Source organism: Mesorhizobium sp. M0598 (assembly GCF_040320865.1).
Classification (GTDB): Bacteria; Pseudomonadota; Alphaproteobacteria; order Rhizobiales; family Rhizobiaceae; genus Mesorhizobium.
Genome location: NZ_JAMYQL010000003.1, coordinates 56,585 through 72,055 on the forward strand (window position 1 = coordinate 56,585; position 15,471 = coordinate 72,055).

Here is a 15,471-nt window from a genome sequence, read left to right on the forward strand (position 1 = left end):
GACGATATCTCGGGCGCCCGGATGTCCAGCACAGCGCAGCTACGCGGAGCATGCTACCTTAGGTACACATTATACCAGCATACCAAATTGGCAAGCGGCCATGGCACGGCTCTGACCACTTGCTCGGCCGTCGTTTACCTCCTGTTCAACGGCAAGGAGCGATCATCGCGCTGAACCGCCGATCGGCGGGATGATTCGCAGCCGACAAAGGCCCATGCTCGAAACGTCACTCTACAGCCCGGTCAAGGCCTTCCTCGAAGGCCTGGGATTTATAGTCAAGGGCGAGATCGGCGGCTGCGATCTGCTGGCGCTGAGTGCCGACTCTCCACCGATCGTCGTCATCTGCGAGCTGAAGCTGAAGTTCAATCTCGAGCTCATCCTCCAGGGCATCGACCGTATGGCGGCGAGCGACGAGGTCTGGCTAGCGGCATGCATGTCGGCCCGTGGCAAGGGCCGTGAGAGCGATGTGAGATACCGCAATCTCTGCCGTCGGCTCGGCTTTGGCCTGCTTGGCGTGCGACCGAACGGCGAGGTTCAGGTGCTGCTCAGCCCGACGGCATTGGCTCCGCGTCGCGATCCCCGGCGCCGCTCGAAGCTAATTGACGAACATCGGCGTCGGCAGGGCGATCCTGTCGCCGGCGGCGGCTCGCGTGCGCCGATCATGACCGCTTATCGCCAGCAGGCGCTGGCATGCGCCGCAGCCCTCGCCGACGGCCCAAAGCGGCCGCGTGACTTGAAGCCCAACCTGCCGAACGCGCCTAAGATCCTGCTGCACAATGTGTATCGCTGGTTCGCACGCACCGATCGCGGGATCTACGAACTGACCGCTCAGGGCCGTGAGGCGTTGCAGCGCTGGCCGCAGCCCGATCGCAGCCACACCGCTGCCTGAGACAGGCAACGCCGGATTTCGCGCCCTGCTTTCCGCGACAATCACGGCTTTCGGCAAGACATCACCTCGGTCACGGAACCATATTTCGACACGATGGTTTTGTCGTCACCGAATTGATCGTCCGCTGAGCAAACGGAAGGAACGGCCATGCGCCTATCGACGACAATTGCCACACTTTCGGCACTGGCCCTTGCCTCGCCGGTCTATGCGCAATCCGTGGGACCAGAGCTTGCCCCTGTCCCGCCGACGGCCCCGCAAACCCTGCCGGAGCAAGCCACCCCCGAAGGGACCACTCCCGACCAGGCTACACCTGACCAAGCCTTCTCCGCCCAGAATTTCACCGCAGTGACAATCGTGGCGATGGAGGATCTGCCTCCTGACATCAAGGCACAGGCGGAGGCCGTCGTCACGCAGACCAGCGCCGAGGATTTGCGCATCCTGCAAAGTTCGATCGACGCATCGCCGCAGGCGGCATCGGCGCTGGCGGCGAACGGGCTTAATTCCACGCAGGTCGTGGCGGCCAATATCGACGGCGACGGCACGCTGACGCTGATCATCCAGACGACGACGTGAGCGGCTGAAAGCGGACAAGCCGGCTCCGGCACGGAAACGAAGGCCGCCCGATCGCGGAGGACTGTCATGGCCGAGGCTGCAGTTCGCAACTTCACCATCAATTTCGGGCCACAACATCCCTCCGCTCACGGCGTCCTGCGGCTGGTGCTCGAACTCGACGGCGAGATCGTGGAACGCGCCGATCCCCACATCGGCCTGCTGCATCGCGGCACCGAAAAGCTCATCGAGTACAAGAACTACCTGCAGGCCTTGCCCTATTTCGACCGGCTCGACTACGTCGCGCCGATGAACCAGGAGCATGCATTCTGTCTCGCCGCCGAGAAGCTCCTCGAAATATCGGTTACGAAACGCGGACAGCTCATCCGCGTGCTTTTCTGCGAAATAGGCCGGCTGTTATCGCACCTCCTCAACGTCACCACGCAAGCCATGGACATCGGCGCGTTGACGCCGCCGCTCTGGGGTTTCGCCGAGCGCGAGAAGCTGATGGTCTTTTATGAGCGCGCGTCCGGCGCCCGCATGCACGCGAATTATTTCAGGGTCGGCGGCGTGCATCAGGATCTGCCGCCGGAACTCCTCGACGACATCTGGAAGTTCTGCGATCCGTTCCTCAAGGTCTGCCACAATCTCGAAGAGCTGTTGACCGAGAACCGCATCTTCAAGCAGCGCAATGTCGATGTCGGGGTGATCGGCCTCGATGATGCCTGGGCCTGGGGCTTTTCCGGGGTGATGGTACGCGGATCGGGCGCGTCCTGGGACCTGCGCAAGGCGCAGCCATACGAATGCTATTCGGAGATGGATTTCGATATTCCGGTCGGCAAGCATGGCGACTGCTACGACCGCTATCTCGTACGCATGGAGGAAATGCGCCAGTCGGTCCGGATCATGCGGCAATGCCTGGAAAAGTTGCGCTCACCCGAAGGCCAGGGACCGGTCGCGATTCCGAACCACAAGATCACGCCGCCGCCGCGTGCCACGATGAAGCGCTCGATGGAAGCGACGATCCACCACTTCAAACTTTATACCGAAGGCATTCGCGTGCCGAGCGGTGAAGTCTATGCCGCCGTCGAGGCGCCGAAGGGTGAATTCGGCGTCTACCTCGTGTCGGACGGGGGCAACGTTCCCTACCGATGCAAGATCCGCGCACCTTCCTTCGCCCACCTGCAGGCGATGGATTTCCTGTCCCGAGGCCATATGATCGCCGATGTTGCCGCGATCATCGGCTCGCTCGACATCGTGTTCGGAGAAATCGATCGCTAGTTTAGCCAGGTCGCAGGATCTTCCCCGATCGCAGGATCATTTGTGTCGTTAGTAGCCGCGCAGGCAGGCCTGGACGGCGCTCGGCCGCCGGCCAGACGAAGGCCCTCACCTGCGGCGGGCCAGCTCAAATTCTCACATCAAAGACGGACGCATGGCCGCGACAAGGCGCAGCCAAGCGTCGAGGAGTTTCACAATCTGCGCGGCCCGACGGCGCACGAGCCCTTCCAAGTTCGGAAGCGCTCTCCACGGCGCGGAAAGAACGCGTGTTCCGCCGTTCCTCGTACCGCCTCAATGCACGATCAAGCCCTTCATCCAGGCAACAAATCTGTTGCCGCGAACTATCCCGCGCACCCTGGCAGCGGCCCATCTCGCTTGCATCGTAGCGCCGACATGGCAATGGCAGACGATTTGGTGCAACTGCCGGTCGCTCAGTTCGAAGAAGCGCTTTGCCTCACCATAGGTATCATCGCTGAGGCCCATGGCACGCAGAACCGGATCCTCGAAGGCGACAGTGAGCGGCGTGCCAGCGCCACGCGATCTGTCGCGCGCTTCCCTGTTCATATATTCGGTGCCTGGAAGCGCCCCAAGGCATCGCGTCGGGTTTTGTTCGAGAAGTTCCGCCCAACGTTCAATCCGCTGGGTTCGAGTCATCGCCGGATACGCCGCGAAGGACTCAACTTCCGCGACGGCCTGCAGTTGGTCGAGTGTTTGATGTTTCATGGTCGGCTCCTGTCGACAGGTGAATTCGCCCACGCCTACATGAGCAATTATCGCGCCATGGAGCGCTGACAAGGCCGGACCGCCGCAACATGAGGCGTACGGATCACCTGCCCCGTCGAAGCGGCGCTCGAATTCCGACGCGCCCCCGCCTGTGTTCGATGTCGACCCGTTAACCGAACCCGTTTCCGGACAGGAACTTTTGCGAAAGCTTGCCGTTTGGCTTTGCGTCCGCTTCGGCGGCTGCAATATCAATCTTGAAAGCAATTCCGTTGGACACGAAGCCTCAACGCGTCGAGCAAGACGTCGAGCCTGTAAATGAAACCCGGGAGCAACCGGCCCCGGTTCGAGAATCTCATGAGCGATCGGCAGAGCCCCGGCAGGAAAAACCCGACGGGAATCCCTCGCAACGAAAGGCCGGTCTGCTCGGCTTTCCCAGGCGCCATCCCTATGCGGCCGCAGCCATCGCGCTTGCGCTGTTGCTCGTCGCGGCAGGCATCGCGATCTGGTGGCTGAACGCTCGCCAGTACGAATCGACCGACGACGCCTTCATAGATGCGCGCACAGTGACGATCGGTGCGCAAATAGCCGGCCGCATTACCGAGCTGGCGGTTACCGACAATCAGCATGTACAGGCGGGCGATGTCCTCCTGCGTATCGACGACAGCGACTATCAGGCAAACCTGAAGCAGGGCGACGCCGGCGTCGCCGCGGCCGAGGCCGAAATCGTCAATGTCGCCGCCCAGATCGAGGCTCAAAACGCAAAGGTAAACGCTGCCCAGAGGCAGGTTGCACAGGCCAAGGCAGCGCTGGACTTCGCCAAGGCCGAGGATCAACGCAATCGCGAACTCCTGGCCAGGGGCACAGCAACGCAGCAGCAGGCGCAGCAGGCGGCATCGACGTTGCGTCAGGATCAGGCCGCGCTGGACAGCGCCGAGGCCAATGTAGCCTCCGCAAAAAGCCAGGTTTCGGTCTTGCAGGCACAGGCCAGGAGCGTCGAGGCGCAGCTCGAGCAGGCAAAGGCCAGCCAGGAGCAAGCCCGCACGACGCTGTCGCGCACGACTATCACAGCACCCGCAGCCGGGCGGGCAACGAGCATTTCCGCCGCGAACGGCACCTACGCCCAACCCGGCCAGGTATTGATGATGTTCGTTCCCGACGAGGTCTGGGTGAAGGCCAATTTCAAGGAGACGCAGCTCGATCTGATGCGGCAGGGACAGCCGGTCGACATCGACATCGACGCCTACCCGGACAAGTCCTTTCACGGCCGCGTCGACAGTATTCAGGCCGGCAGCGGCACCGCCTTCAGCCTCCTGCCGGCCGAAAATGCCACCGGCAATTATGTCAAGGTGGTGCAGCGCGTGCCGGTCAAGATCGTCTTCGACAAGCCGCCGGATGTGCTTCTCGGGCCAGGCCTGTCGGTGGTGCCGACGGTCAAGGTGCGATGAACGGCGAAACCGCCAGAAATCAGGGCGAAAGCCGATCCGCCGCCGGGACACACAATCCGTGGCTCATCGCCGTCGTCGTCTCCATCGCCACTTTCATGCTGGTGCTGGACACCTCGATCGCCAATGTCGCCCTGCGCAACATCGCTGGCAGCCTGGCGGCCGGAATGGACGAAAGCACCTGGGTGATTACCACCTATCTCGTTGCCAACTCGGTGATCATTCCGGTCAGCGGCTGGCTGGCAAGCGTCATCGGCCGCAAGCGCTACTACATGCTCTGCGTTGCGACCTTCACCGTCGCGTCGCTGCTGTGCGGACTGGCACCCAACCTGGAACTGCTCATCCTGTTCAGGGTCCTTCAGGGCCTCGGCGGCGGCGGCATGGCGCCAAGCGAGCAATCGATCCTTGCCGACACCTTTCCGCCTGAAAAGCGCTCGCAGGCCTTCGCGCTTTACGGCATTGCCGTCATCGTCGCACCGACGGTCGGGCCGACGATCGGCGGCTGGCTGACCGACCATTTCTCCTGGCACTGGATCTTCTTCATCAACGTGCCGTTCGGCATCCTGTCGCTGGCCCTGGTGCAATGGCTGTTGGTCGAACCGGACGTACTCGAACGCGAACGCAAGGAACGGCTGAAGGGCGGCCTGAAGATCGACGGGATCGGGTTCGTCCTGGTGGCGACGGCCTTGGGGTGCCTGGAGATTTTTCTCGACCGGGGCCAGCGCTACGATTGGTTCGCCTCGGATTTCATCACCACTTTCGCAGTGATTTCCGCGATCGCGTTCCTGCTGCTTATCCCATGGGAGCTCAGTCGCAGCGATCCGGTCGTCGACATGCGTCTGTTGTTCACGCGCCAGTTCGGCACGGCCTTCCTGGTCATGATGGCGGTCGGTGCTATCCTGTTCAGCACCACCCAGATCGTGCCGCAGCTGCAGCAGACGACATTTGCCTACACCGCGACGCTCTCGGGCCTTTCGATGATGCCGGGCGGCATCGCCATGCTGATCTTGATGCCGGTGTCCGGATTTGTAGGCAGCATCGTGCAGCCCAAATACCTGATCATGATGGGCATGTCGGTGGTCGCAGTGGCCCTCTGGCATATGACCTCGCTTACTCCGGACGCCAGCTTCCGCTTCTTTGCCTTTGCCCGTGTTTTCCTGATGGTCGGGCTGCCGTTCCTGTTCATTCCCATCTCGACCGCGGCCTATGTCGGCCTGCCCCCGCAGAAGACCAACCAGGCATCGGCGCTGATCAACGTTGCACGCAATATCGGCGGCAGCATCGGCGTCTCGCTGTCCAACACCGTCATTGCGCAAAGCTCCCAGATCCATCAATCGTATCTGGTCGGCCACACCGTGCAGTCGTCGCCCGCCTATCAGCAGGCGCTTCGGCAGGCGACCGAGCATTTCGTCGCCCAGGGTTCGCCGATGGTCGAGGCGAAGCAGCAGGCGATCGGCTGGCTTGGCCAGTTGATCGCCCGCCAGGCCACGCTGCTCGCCTATGTCGATGTCTTCCGCTACTGCGCGGTGGCAACCGCCCTGCTCGTTCCGCTTGCTCTGCTGCTGCGATCAAGCAAGTCGGGCAGCAGACAGGCGAATCCGGAGATGGGCTGACCAGAAGGCGGGAACCAGCTGACCCATTGCGTTGTTCTGCGCCAAGAGGAGATGATCACGATGGCCACTATTCCCACACCCGAGCCAATGCCGACCCCGGTGCCGCCGCCTCCCATCCCCGATCCCAAGCCCGTGCGTGAGCCGGACCCCGACAGGCTCCCCGACGAGGACCCCATTCCCAATCCGGATGAAAACGATATTCCGCCGAAGCGGGCGTTCAACATCTAGCCTATTAGATTTCGAGCACAGCGTAGGGGCGGCCGGTCGGCTTGGCGACATGCATGGCAACGTTATAGACCGTCGCCCCGCCCGGTGTGCGGCCCTCGTAGGCGCCGCGATGCGCATGGCCATGCACCACCGCGCTGACCTGGAACCGGTCTATTGTCTCGGCCAGGCGTGACGAACCGAGAAACGGGAAGATCTCCAGCGGCTCGCCTTCGACCGTCTCGACGACAGGCGCGTAGTGCAGAACGACAAGCGTGCGTTTGGCGCGGACCTGCCGCATTGCGTTTTCAAGCCGCATCGCTTCGTTCACGCTTTCCGCCACCATTGACTTGATCGCCGGTTCGCCGAAGGAGCCGAGCATGCGCGATCCAAAACCGCCAACGAAACCCTTGACCCCAACGAACCCGACCTCGTGAATCTCCGTCGCCTCGCCGTCGAGCAGGTGAACGCCCGCCTGACGCAGAATGTCGGTGACCTGCTCGACGGCGCCTGACTCATAGTCGTGATTGCCAAGTACGGCGACGACCGGGATCGTGCAGGCACGCAGTTCCTCGGCAAGGATTTCGGCCTCCCGAGGCTTGCCGAGATTGGTAAGGTCGCCCGTCAGCACGAGAACCTGGGCTGCACGCGACATCTCGCCGAAAAGATCGCGGTACGAGGCCTGGTCCTCCTTGCCGACATGCAGATCGCCAATGGCGGCGACTTTGAGTGCGCTGCCGTTTTCCGCCTTCGGCGAAGCAGTTTCGAGCTCGTCAGCCATTGCTATGTTCTCCTTCACCGCCGACGTCGGCAAAACCCCAGTCGTTGACGTCGATCTCATAGTCAGTTCGTGAAAGCATGCGCCCACGGCAGATTTTCATCCGGGAAGGTGGCAATTCGCGCTGCTTGGCCAGCCGGTCAAGCAGCTCGTCGAGCAGCCAGGCGGGCACGCGGCCCCGCTCCGTCGGATAGATCCATCGGAAGTTCAAGAGATGCATCAGCAGAACTTCCCAATGAACTTCCATGTAGGAAAGCAGCCTTTGCCAGTCGATCTGGTCGTGGGCCTTGAGGATGGTGTGCGAGATGTCGGCACCATCGTGGCGACCGCGGTCCTGGATGAAACTTTTGGACCAGATAAGCTCGGTGGGCCCGATGATCCGCACCTGGCTGCCCAGCAATTCGCCCTGACGGGCGTGCTCCAGCCACTGGTCGTCGACAGGCATGGTGCCGTTCATCGAGGCGAAAATGACGTCGAAAAAATGGGTGCCCTTGAACACTTTACCGAGCCACCGGTCGTCCTCGACCACGACGGCGTAGCCGATCTGCTTGAAATGGGCGAGGATGCGCGGGCAGTCGCCGGCCTTGCAGAAAATGTCGAGATCCTTGGTCTGGCGGATGATCCCGGTATAGGCGCTTACGGCATAGGTGCCGGCGACGAGAAAGGGGATGCCGGTCGCGACAAGTTCGCGGATCGCTTCGATATAAAAGACCTCCGCTTCGGCATTGCGAAGCGTCGGGGCGGCTTTTGGATCGACCGACGGAACGGATGCCGGGATCGCGCTTTCCGGTGGGGGATTAATGATCATAGCAATGGCTCCTGGCCCGGCAGACCAGCAGCCGCCTGTATCTAATAGCCAAGCATGCCCGATGGTTCCCGCCGTTACGCGGCACTGCCGCTCTCGCCTGCTGCATCAGGCGGACACGCCGCCGTGGGAGGCCTTCGAAGCGGTCATGGTTGTCGGCTGCGGCGCGGCCCTAAAATGATATGTGAGCGGTCATTTTTGACGTCAAGATCGCAGCGCGGTCAGCCTCAAGCACGTCGAGGCGGAGTGGGCCCGCTATCATCCTCGGGTCCGGAGAGGATTGGCTTCAACATGGTTCCCGAACTGTCGGAGGCGCTGCGCACTCGGCGCAACAGCCACTTGAGCGCCCGTGGCCAGACCGACTCTGTTTGCCGGAAAGCTGCAGGCGGCGTGGCGAAAAGGCCATTCTCCATTTTGTAGTCCCTCACTGTCTCAGTCCAATCAGCGTTCTTCAACGAGCAAAGCTTGTGTTGGTTCCGCGTCGCCATCGGCGGGAGCACGGGCTGGACAGGCGAAGTCATCGTTGGTGGGTTCGAGCGGACTAGCCCTCTGCAGCGAAATCAGTGGCCTCGGCGATCAAGTCGCGGAATTCAGCCCACTAGCCGGCGGGATTCAGCTCGTATCGTAATGCGCCGGCTCTGGACACGACCCGCGAAGGCTGAAATTGTGATCGGCATTTTCCAGTTGCAAATTTGGTTGGGCTCGGCGGGGATGGCGCTGGTTTCTGAAGACATTGCCAGCCATCCGGCACTGCGTCGCCATGTCCAGGCTCAGTCGCGGACGCTTCTCCAGACCTATGAAGCGAACCCGCGGCTGGCTTCCGTATTCGCCACGCAACAGCGTTGGCTGATGGCCCATATCGGCCTTGGCTTGTATTTCAATCCAGAGCCGGACGATCATCGCAAGGGCCTTACGTCCGCACGGTTCATGGACGACATCTGCCGGCATTCGGTGGCCAGCCGCAACACCGCCGACGCCTTCCTGAAGGAGATGCTGCATTACGGTTTCATCCGGCATCTGCCGATTAAATATGGGCGCGTCCGCCCGTTTGAGCCGGCCGCGGGCACTCTGGAGACGGTTGCCGGCTGGGTCATGGCTCATCTGAAAACGCTGGACAGCCTGGACGGTGGATTTCGACTGCCTGCATTCGTCGCACAACCGGATGTGCTCGCCAAACTGCAGCCACTGGTGGCCGACGGACTGCTTTCGTCGCATGCCGTGCGCGAGCCAAGACAGACTTTTTCCTTGTTCACCTGGCTCGACAATGGCGGCATCGTCATGGATTGGCTGATGTCCGGCGTCGACCCCGATCATGCCGACCTGGACCGAATCCCGACCGGTGTCGTCTCAATCGGGGATTTCGCGAACTGGCTCAAGCTTTCCCGCACTCACCTGTCACGCAAATTGCGCGATGCCGAGGAACTCGGCAGCATCGGCTGGCTGGGCCAGCGCGGTCACTCGGTCATGTGGGTGTCGAGCGAGTTCTATCAGGAATACATGACCGCCCAGGCGGTCAAGCTCGCCATCATCGATGCAGCCTTCGACAATTGTGTTGTAACTTCCGAAGCCAGCTGAACCGCGAGCCGACCGCCGTCGTGGCGGCTTTCGCGCCGCCGCGACGGAGGTCTGGCTTTTCAATCGATGTCGAACGACACGCCCTGCGCAAGCGGCAGCGCCTTGGAATAATTCACCGTATTGGTGGCGCGCCGCATATAGGCCTTCCAGGCATCGGACCCCGACTCGCGGCCGCCGCCGGTCTCCTTCTCGCCACCGAAGGCACCGCCGATCTCGGCCCCTGACGTGCCTATATTGACGTTGGCGATGCCGCAGTCCGATCCGTCGACGCTAAGAAAGCGCTCGGATTCCTGCAGGTCGCGGGTAAAGATCGAGGATGACAGCCCCGCTCCCACCGCATTGTGTTCTTCTAGCACGATGTCGAAGTCCGAATATTTCATCACATAGAGGATGGGCGCGAAGGTTTCCTCCGTCACCGGCGAAACCTGCCGCGGCATTTCGACCAGCGCCGGACGCACATAGTGGGCCTCGGGGTGACCGTTCTCGACCCGCATTCCGCCGGTTATCTTACCGCCATGCGAAGCCGCCTCCTCCAGCGCCTTCTGCATATTCTCGTAGGCAGCCTTGTCGATCAGCGGGCCAACCAGAGCGCTTGTCTCCAGCGGATTACCGACCGAGACGCTCTCATAAGCCTTCTTCAGGCGCGGAACGAGCTGGTCATAGACGCTCTCATGCACGAACAGGCGCCTGAGCGTCGTGCAGCGCTGGCCGGCCGTGCCCATGGCGCCGAAGGCGATAGCGCGGAGCGCCATGTCCAGATCGGCCGTCGGGCAGACGATGCCGGCATTGTTGCCGCCGAGCTCCAGCACCGCACGGGCAAAGCGCTTCGCCAGCCGTGGGCCGACATCCCTGCCCATGCGCGTCGAGCCGGTGGCCGAGACCAGCGGCACCTTCGGATGGTCAACCAGGATCTCGCCGACGGCACGGTCGCCGATCAGCACCGGCGCCAGGCCCTGCGGCGCGTCCGTGCCAAAACGCTTTACCGCGCGTGCAAAAATCGCTTCGCAGGCGAGCGCCGTCAGCGGGGTCTTCTCGGACGGTTTCCACACCACCGCGTCGCCGCAGACCAGCGCAAGTGCCGCGTTCCACGACCATACCGCCACCGGAAAGTTGAAGGCCGAGATGACGCCGACGACGCCCAGCGGATGCCAGGTCTCCATCATGCGATGGCCGGGACGCTCGGTGGCGATGGTCAGGCCGTACAATTGCCGGGAAAGACCGACGGCGAAATCGCAGATGTCGATCATCTCCTGCACTTCGCCAAGACCTTCGGATGGGATCTTGCCGACTTCGATCGATACCAACCGGCCAAGCTCGGCCTTGTGTGTGCGCAATTCCTCGCCGAGCAGCCGCACCAGTTCGCCACGCTTGGGAGCTGGCACCTGCCGCCACGCCAGGAAAGCTTTGTGGGCATTGTCGATGGTCGTTGCCGCATCGGCCGGCGAGATGGTCTTCAGCGCGGCGATCTGCTCGCCGGTTACCGGGCTGCGCACGATGAGGTCGCCGCCCGTAAGCGCGCCCTCGGCAACGCCCAGTTTCGCCAGAAGCCCGGCCGTTTCCTTCGCAATCGTCATTTCGTTCGTCCCTTTCAGATCCCGTCGCTCATATGGCGTCGGTCCAAGCTTTTCGCCATACCGGTTCCCTGCCGGTCGGCATACCAGGCGCTGTCATGGCGTGGCATTACGCGTTTCAGGGAGAAATCGCCACCCCGGCATGGTCCAAGCCGGCGTCCGACTGTTGAACCAGCCAGATAGAGCGAATCAGTGTGCCGTCTTGGCGGTTTCCCGCACGGCGCTTTCTTTCATCAGCCGGTCGATATGCATGCGGATATGCGCTGCCTCGGCGGCCGTATTGGCGAGCGCGATGGCGCGGTCGAAAGCGACACGCGCCTCCTCGCCGCGGCCAAGCTGCATCAGCAGTCCGCCCTTGAGGCCGAAGAAATGGAAATAGCCGGAAAGCCTTCCCTCCAGCGGCTCGATCATGGCGAGTGCGGCTTCCGGTCCACGCACCTTGGAGACCGCGACGGCGCGGTTGAGCGTCACCACCGGCGACGGCTGCATCTGCTCGAGCAGCCCGTAGAGCAGGTCGATCTCGTTCCAGTCCGTATCCTCGGGTTTTTCCGCCCGCGCATGCAGTGCGGCGATCGCCGCTTGCACCTGGTAGGGACCGGGCTTGCGATGGCGCAACGCCTTATCGACCAGCGCCAGGCCTTCATCGATCATCTTGCGGCTCCACAGACTGCGGTCCTGGTCTTCGAGCAGCACGATCTCGCCGTTCTCGTCGAAGCGAGCCGGCGAGCGTGCATGCTGCAGCAGCAACAGCGCCGTCAGCCCCATGATCTCCGGCTCGGTCTGGAACAGCCTGAGCAGCAGCCGGGCCAGCCGGATCGCCTCTTCGCAAAGCGGCGCTCGCGCCGAAGCCTCGCCGCTGTTGCTGGAATAGCCTTCGTTGAAGATCAAGTAGACCATGGCGGCGACGGCGGCGAGCCGTTCGGAGCGCTCGACCGCTCCCGGCGTCTCGAACGGCACCCCGGCGTCGGCGATACGCGCCTTGGCGCGCGTGATACGCTGCTCCATGGCGCTTTCACCGACGAGGAAGGCGCGGGCGATCTGCTTGACCGTCAGGCCGGAGACGATGCGTAACGCCACCGCGATCTGCTGTGTGGCCGGCAGGTCGGGATGGCAGCAGATAAACAGCAGCCGCAAAATATCGTCGCGGTAATGCGCGCCGTCCAGCCGCTCGGCGACGTCGCTCTCGGCATCCTCCAGATCGGAGATCTGGTCCTCCTCCGGCAGCGGCGCCTGCTTGGCGCGCTTGCGCACCGCATCGATGCCGCTGTTGCGGCCGACGAAAATCAGCCAGGCTGCCGGATCGCGCGGAGGACCGTTTTTCGGCCAGTTGTTCAGTGCCCTCAGGCAGGCGTCCTGGAATGCTTCCTCCGCCGCGTCGAGGTCGCGGAAGTAGCGCAGCAATGCCCCCATCGCCTGCGGGCGAGCGGTGCTGATTGCCGTGCTGATCCAGGCGAGTTCGGTCATGCGGAAACCTTGGCGGGATTGAAGAGCGAGACCGGCCGGATTTCATAGGAGCCGCCGCTCGGATTGACCTCGGAAAGCTCGCGCGCGAAGTCGACGGCCTCATCGAGATCGGCGCATTCGAGCGTGTAGAAGCCGAGGAACTGTTCCTTGGTTTCGGCAAACGGGCCGTCGATGACGATCGATTCGCCCTTGACCTTCCTCAGCGTCGTCGCCGCGGTCGTCGGCAAGAGCCGCGCCACCGGACCAAGCCGGCCCGCCTGGGCATATTTTTCCTGCACACCGATAAGCTTTTCCATGACTGCGTCGTCCTGCTCCTTGCTCCAGGAGCAGACGACGTCTTCAGAGGCATAGCAGAGGATCGCGTAGAGCATGGGTCGTCCTTTTCTCTGTCAAAGGACGAAACACTAGGACCGATGCCGACATGGCGTCGACAAAAAAAATACGCCCCCGGTCTGGCGTCATTCCCTCGCCTTCAGCCATCTCAAGACCAAGGCCTCCTCGTCGTCGAGCCCGGTGATCGAGCGCTTGCCTTTGTTGGCATCCGCCATTTCGTCCAGCAGCCGTCCTTCGGACCAGGCGCGAAACACTTCCGGATGGATGTAGCATTGGCGACAAACCGCGCGTGTGTTGCCAAGCCGATCGGCAACCTTGTCGATGACACTGTTCATCACCCTCTTTTGCTGCGCCTGGCTTTCCGGACGTTCGGTTTGCGCAAACAGCGACGCTGCATGGATGGTGCCACCCCAGGTTCTGAAGTGCTTGGAGCTGAACTCCGCTCCGGCATTTTCCCTGATATAGCGGTTGACGTCGTCTGAGCGCACCGGATGCCTGTTTCCGTCCTCGTCGAGATACTGGAACAGTTTTTGGCCCGGCAGGTCCTGCGCTCCACGCACGACCTTGGCAATCCGGCGATCGACAAGCTTCAATCTCCATTCCTTGCCGGATTTGCCGATGAAGGCAAAGCGCAGGCTCGAGCCCTTGATGTCGACATGACGGTCACGCAGCGTGGTCAGCCCAAAACTCTTGTTGTCGCGGGCATAGGCGGCATTGCCGACACGGATCATCGTGTTGTCGAGCAGCCAGACGATAGCCGCAACGACGCGTTCCAGCGGTAGGCCGTGACGGCGCAAATCGACGTCGATCTGCCGCCGCAGTTCGGGCAGGCTTTCGGCGAAGGCGACCAGGCTCGAATATTTGACGCCGTCACGCTCCTCCGCCCAGTACGGGTGATAGCGGTATTGTTTGCGTCCGCGCTGGTCCCGACCGGTCGCCTGGATGTGACCGTCGGCATCCGGCGAGATCCACACATCCGTCCAGGCCGGTGGAATGGCGAGCGCCTTGATGCGTACCAGCGCCTCCCCGTCGACAATCCGCCCGTCGGGTCCTTTGTACGAGAACCCCTTGCCCGAACGCAGCCGGCGAATACCGGGTTCAGTGTCGGTGACATAGTTGAGCGAGGCCCGAACGGCCGAGGCTTGCGCGCCGTTCTCCAGTGCCCCGTTCTGCGGCACCGCGTTTTTTGGTGCAGCTTTCCTTACAGCCGATCGGCCAGACGACCCGGATTTGTCCAGCATGTCCTCTCCACGGAATTTCCGTAGATAAGCCGCTTGCCGGCTGCGGGTTCCAACGCCTCTTGATCTCTTGGTTTCAGAACAGCCTATCGACGTCGCCGTGCAACGAAGACGTGAGTCGTCACGCCTTTTCGAGCACGACCGGAATGACGTCGACCGCCTGCTCGCCGACCTGCCCGCCCGTGGTTTTCAGCACGCCGACGATCGGCGCCACGTCGGAGTAGTCGCGGCCATAGCCGACCGTGATATGGTCGTTGCTTGCCCGCATGCCATTGGTCGGATCGAATTCCTGCCAGCCGGCATCGCGCCCGCACCACACCTTGACCCAGGCGTGCATGGCGTCGGCGCCTTCGAGCCGCGGCTTCCCGCGCGGCGGGATGGTGCGCAGGAACCCGCTGACATAGCCCGCGGGAATACCGAGGCCGCGCAGGCCGGCGATCATGATGTGGGAAAAATCCTGGCAGACGCCGCGCTTCAGGCCGAAGGCGTCGCTGGCCCGCGTCTGCACGGTGGTCGCCTCGCCGTCATAGGTGAAATCGCGGTGAATGCGGTTGCACAGAGCCATGGCCGTGCCGACTGTCGAACTGCCGGCACTGCCTTTCGCATAGGCAGTGATTGCCGCGTCGATGCCGGCATGATCGCTAGCGGCCAGAAAGTGATGCGGCGAAGCCGGCGCCAGCGAGTGCACGGCGCCGAGTTCTTCCCTCAGCCGGCGTATGTCCGGCGATACGTCGAGCCCGGGCTCCGGCCGCGATACCGACACACGCGCGCTCATCCTGATGTCGAGCGCATCATGCGCGTCACGAAAGGCGATCGAGGTGACACTGTTGCCGAAAAAGTCGGAAAAGTCGGAACGTTCGCTGGGCGCCGGCACAAAAGACAGTGAAGCGGCGATGACGCGCTGCACGCCAGGGATGGTCGGCGGCAGCACGCGCACCTGATGGCGGCCACCGCCGGCCGCCGCATCATAGTCGTAACGCAGGTGAAGCCTGATGTCGTAGAGCATGCG

Annotated in this window: 15 protein-coding genes; 7 read left to right on the forward strand and 8 right to left on the reverse strand. The window is 62.5% G+C overall.

Translation table 11 applies throughout. From position 1 onward, the window contains the following. The first annotated feature begins 214 nt into the window (after nt 1–214). The 3 genes from NKI59_RS05250 (at nt 215) to NKI59_RS05260 (ending at nt 2,719) form a co-directional block, all read left to right on the forward strand. Nucleotides 215–889, forward strand: a complete 675-nt coding sequence (locus tag NKI59_RS05250; RefSeq protein WP_352448155.1) for a DUF2161 domain-containing phosphodiesterase — start codon at nt 215–217, stop codon at nt 887–889. 147 nt (nt 890–1,036) lie between these two features. Beyond that, complete coding sequence (locus NKI59_RS05255; protein ID WP_352448156.1) at nt 1,037–1,462, forward strand: hypothetical protein; 426 nt, start codon at nt 1,037–1,039, stop codon at nt 1,460–1,462. 66 nt (nt 1,463–1,528) lie between these two features. Next, a complete protein-coding gene (locus NKI59_RS05260; RefSeq protein WP_352702790.1) occupies nt 1,529–2,719 on the forward strand; it encodes an NADH-quinone oxidoreductase subunit D in 1,191 nt (396 codons plus the stop codon). A 288-nt stretch (nt 2,720–3,007) separates the two neighbouring features. Here the strand turns inward: NKI59_RS05260 and NKI59_RS05265 are convergent, their stop codons facing one another. Next, nucleotides 3,008–3,439, reverse strand: a complete 432-nt coding sequence (locus NKI59_RS05265) for a hypothetical protein (protein WP_023675469.1) — start codon at nt 3,437–3,439, stop codon at nt 3,008–3,010. A 476-nt stretch (nt 3,440–3,915) separates the two neighbouring features. On the opposite strand from NKI59_RS05265, the gene NKI59_RS05270 reads away from it, so the two are divergent. The 3 genes from NKI59_RS05270 to NKI59_RS05280 are packed head-to-tail and all read left to right on the forward strand — an operon-like array spanning nt 3,916 to nt 6,722. Continuing rightward, nucleotides 3,916–4,884 (forward strand): HlyD family secretion protein, encoded by a 969-nt coding sequence (locus NKI59_RS05270; protein ID WP_352702792.1) that lies wholly within the window; start codon nt 3,916–3,918, stop codon nt 4,882–4,884. Further along, entirely contained in the window at nt 4,881–6,494 is a 1,614-nt protein-coding gene (locus NKI59_RS05275) for a DHA2 family efflux MFS transporter permease subunit (protein WP_352448159.1), read from the forward strand. The genes NKI59_RS05270 and NKI59_RS05275 overlap by 4 nt, the downstream gene beginning before the upstream one ends. A gap of 60 nt (nt 6,495–6,554) precedes the next feature. Continuing rightward, nucleotides 6,555–6,722: a hypothetical protein gene (locus NKI59_RS05280; protein ID WP_352448160.1), complete on the forward strand. Its 168-nt coding sequence runs from the start codon at nt 6,555–6,557 to the stop codon at nt 6,720–6,722. 4 nt (nt 6,723–6,726) lie between these two features. On the opposite strand, the gene NKI59_RS05285 is transcribed toward NKI59_RS05280, so the two are convergent. Continuing rightward, on the reverse strand, nt 6,727–7,479 hold the full coding sequence (locus NKI59_RS05285; protein WP_352448161.1) for a metallophosphoesterase family protein: 753 nt from the start codon (nt 7,477–7,479) through the stop codon (nt 6,727–6,729). After that, a complete protein-coding gene (locus NKI59_RS05290; protein WP_352448162.1) occupies nt 7,472–8,284 on the reverse strand; it encodes a nucleotidyltransferase family protein in 813 nt (270 codons plus the stop codon). The genes NKI59_RS05285 and NKI59_RS05290 overlap by 8 nt, the downstream gene beginning before the upstream one ends. Nucleotides 8,285–8,992: 708 nt before the next feature. Here NKI59_RS05290 and NKI59_RS05295 point away from each other — a divergent pair. Next, nucleotides 8,993–9,856 carry a hypothetical protein gene (locus NKI59_RS05295; RefSeq protein WP_352702795.1) on the forward strand — a complete coding sequence of 288 codons (864 nt, stop codon included), beginning with the start codon at nt 8,993–8,995 and terminating at the stop codon, nt 9,854–9,856. 59 nt (nt 9,857–9,915) lie between these two features. Here the strand turns inward: NKI59_RS05295 and amaB are convergent, their stop codons facing one another. From amaB to NKI59_RS05320, 5 genes are all read right to left on the reverse strand, one after another. Beyond that, nucleotides 9,916–11,430, reverse strand: a complete 1,515-nt coding sequence (amaB, locus tag NKI59_RS05300; RefSeq protein WP_352702798.1) for an L-piperidine-6-carboxylate dehydrogenase — start codon at nt 11,428–11,430, stop codon at nt 9,916–9,918. 186 nt (nt 11,431–11,616) lie between these two features. Beyond that, nucleotides 11,617–12,891, reverse strand: coding sequence for an RNA polymerase sigma factor (locus NKI59_RS05305; RefSeq protein WP_352448164.1), 1,275 nt, complete (start codon nt 12,889–12,891; stop codon nt 11,617–11,619). Further along, the gene (locus NKI59_RS05310; protein WP_292663532.1) at nt 12,888–13,262 is read right to left on the reverse strand and encodes a YciI family protein; all 375 of its coding nucleotides are present in this window, start codon (nt 13,260–13,262) and stop codon (nt 12,888–12,890) included. The genes NKI59_RS05305 and NKI59_RS05310 overlap by 4 nt, the downstream gene beginning before the upstream one ends. Nucleotides 13,263–13,349: 87 nt before the next feature. Further along, a complete protein-coding gene (locus NKI59_RS05315) occupies nt 13,350–14,465 on the reverse strand; it encodes a DNA topoisomerase IB (RefSeq protein WP_352702800.1) in 1,116 nt (371 codons plus the stop codon). A gap of 118 nt (nt 14,466–14,583) precedes the next feature. Further along, on the reverse strand, nt 14,584–15,468 hold the full coding sequence (locus NKI59_RS05320) for a transglutaminase family protein (protein ID WP_352448166.1): 885 nt from the start codon (nt 15,466–15,468) through the stop codon (nt 14,584–14,586). Nucleotides 15,469–15,471 lie beyond the last annotated feature (3 nt).

Bases quoted from the DNA above. Each gene is read 5' to 3' on its own strand.
- NKI59_RS05250 (WP_352448155.1), top strand. From the start codon at position 215: ATGCTCGAAACGTCACTCTACAGCCCGGTCAAGGCCTTCCTCGAAGGC.
- NKI59_RS05255 (WP_352448156.1), top strand. From the start codon at position 1,037: ATGCGCCTATCGACGACAATTGCCACACTTTCGGCACTGGCCCTTGCC.
- NKI59_RS05260 (WP_352702790.1), top strand. From the start codon at position 1,529: ATGGCCGAGGCTGCAGTTCGCAACTTCACCATCAATTTCGGGCCACAA.
- NKI59_RS05265 (WP_023675469.1), bottom strand. From the start codon at position 3,439: ATGAAACATCAAACACTCGACCAACTGCAGGCCGTCGCGGAAGTTGAG.
- NKI59_RS05275 (WP_352448159.1), top strand. From the start codon at position 4,881: ATGAACGGCGAAACCGCCAGAAATCAGGGCGAAAGCCGATCCGCCGCC.
- NKI59_RS05280 (WP_352448160.1), top strand. From the start codon at position 6,555: ATGGCCACTATTCCCACACCCGAGCCAATGCCGACCCCGGTGCCGCCG.
- NKI59_RS05285 (WP_352448161.1), bottom strand. From the start codon at position 7,479: ATGGCTGACGAGCTCGAAACTGCTTCGCCGAAGGCGGAAAACGGCAGC.
- NKI59_RS05290 (WP_352448162.1), bottom strand. From the start codon at position 8,284: ATGATCATTAATCCCCCACCGGAAAGCGCGATCCCGGCATCCGTTCCG.
- NKI59_RS05295 (WP_352702795.1), top strand. From the start codon at position 8,993: ATGGCGCTGGTTTCTGAAGACATTGCCAGCCATCCGGCACTGCGTCGC.
- amaB (WP_352702798.1), bottom strand. From the start codon at position 11,430: ATGACGATTGCGAAGGAAACGGCCGGGCTTCTGGCGAAACTGGGCGTT.
- NKI59_RS05305 (WP_352448164.1), bottom strand. From the start codon at position 12,891: ATGACCGAACTCGCCTGGATCAGCACGGCAATCAGCACCGCTCGCCCG.
- NKI59_RS05310 (WP_292663532.1), bottom strand. From the start codon at position 13,262: ATGCTCTACGCGATCCTCTGCTATGCCTCTGAAGACGTCGTCTGCTCC.
- NKI59_RS05315 (WP_352702800.1), bottom strand. From the start codon at position 14,465: ATGCTGGACAAATCCGGGTCGTCTGGCCGATCGGCTGTAAGGAAAGCT.
- NKI59_RS05320 (WP_352448166.1), bottom strand. From the start codon at position 15,468: ATGCTCTACGACATCAGGCTTCACCTGCGTTACGACTATGATGCGGCG.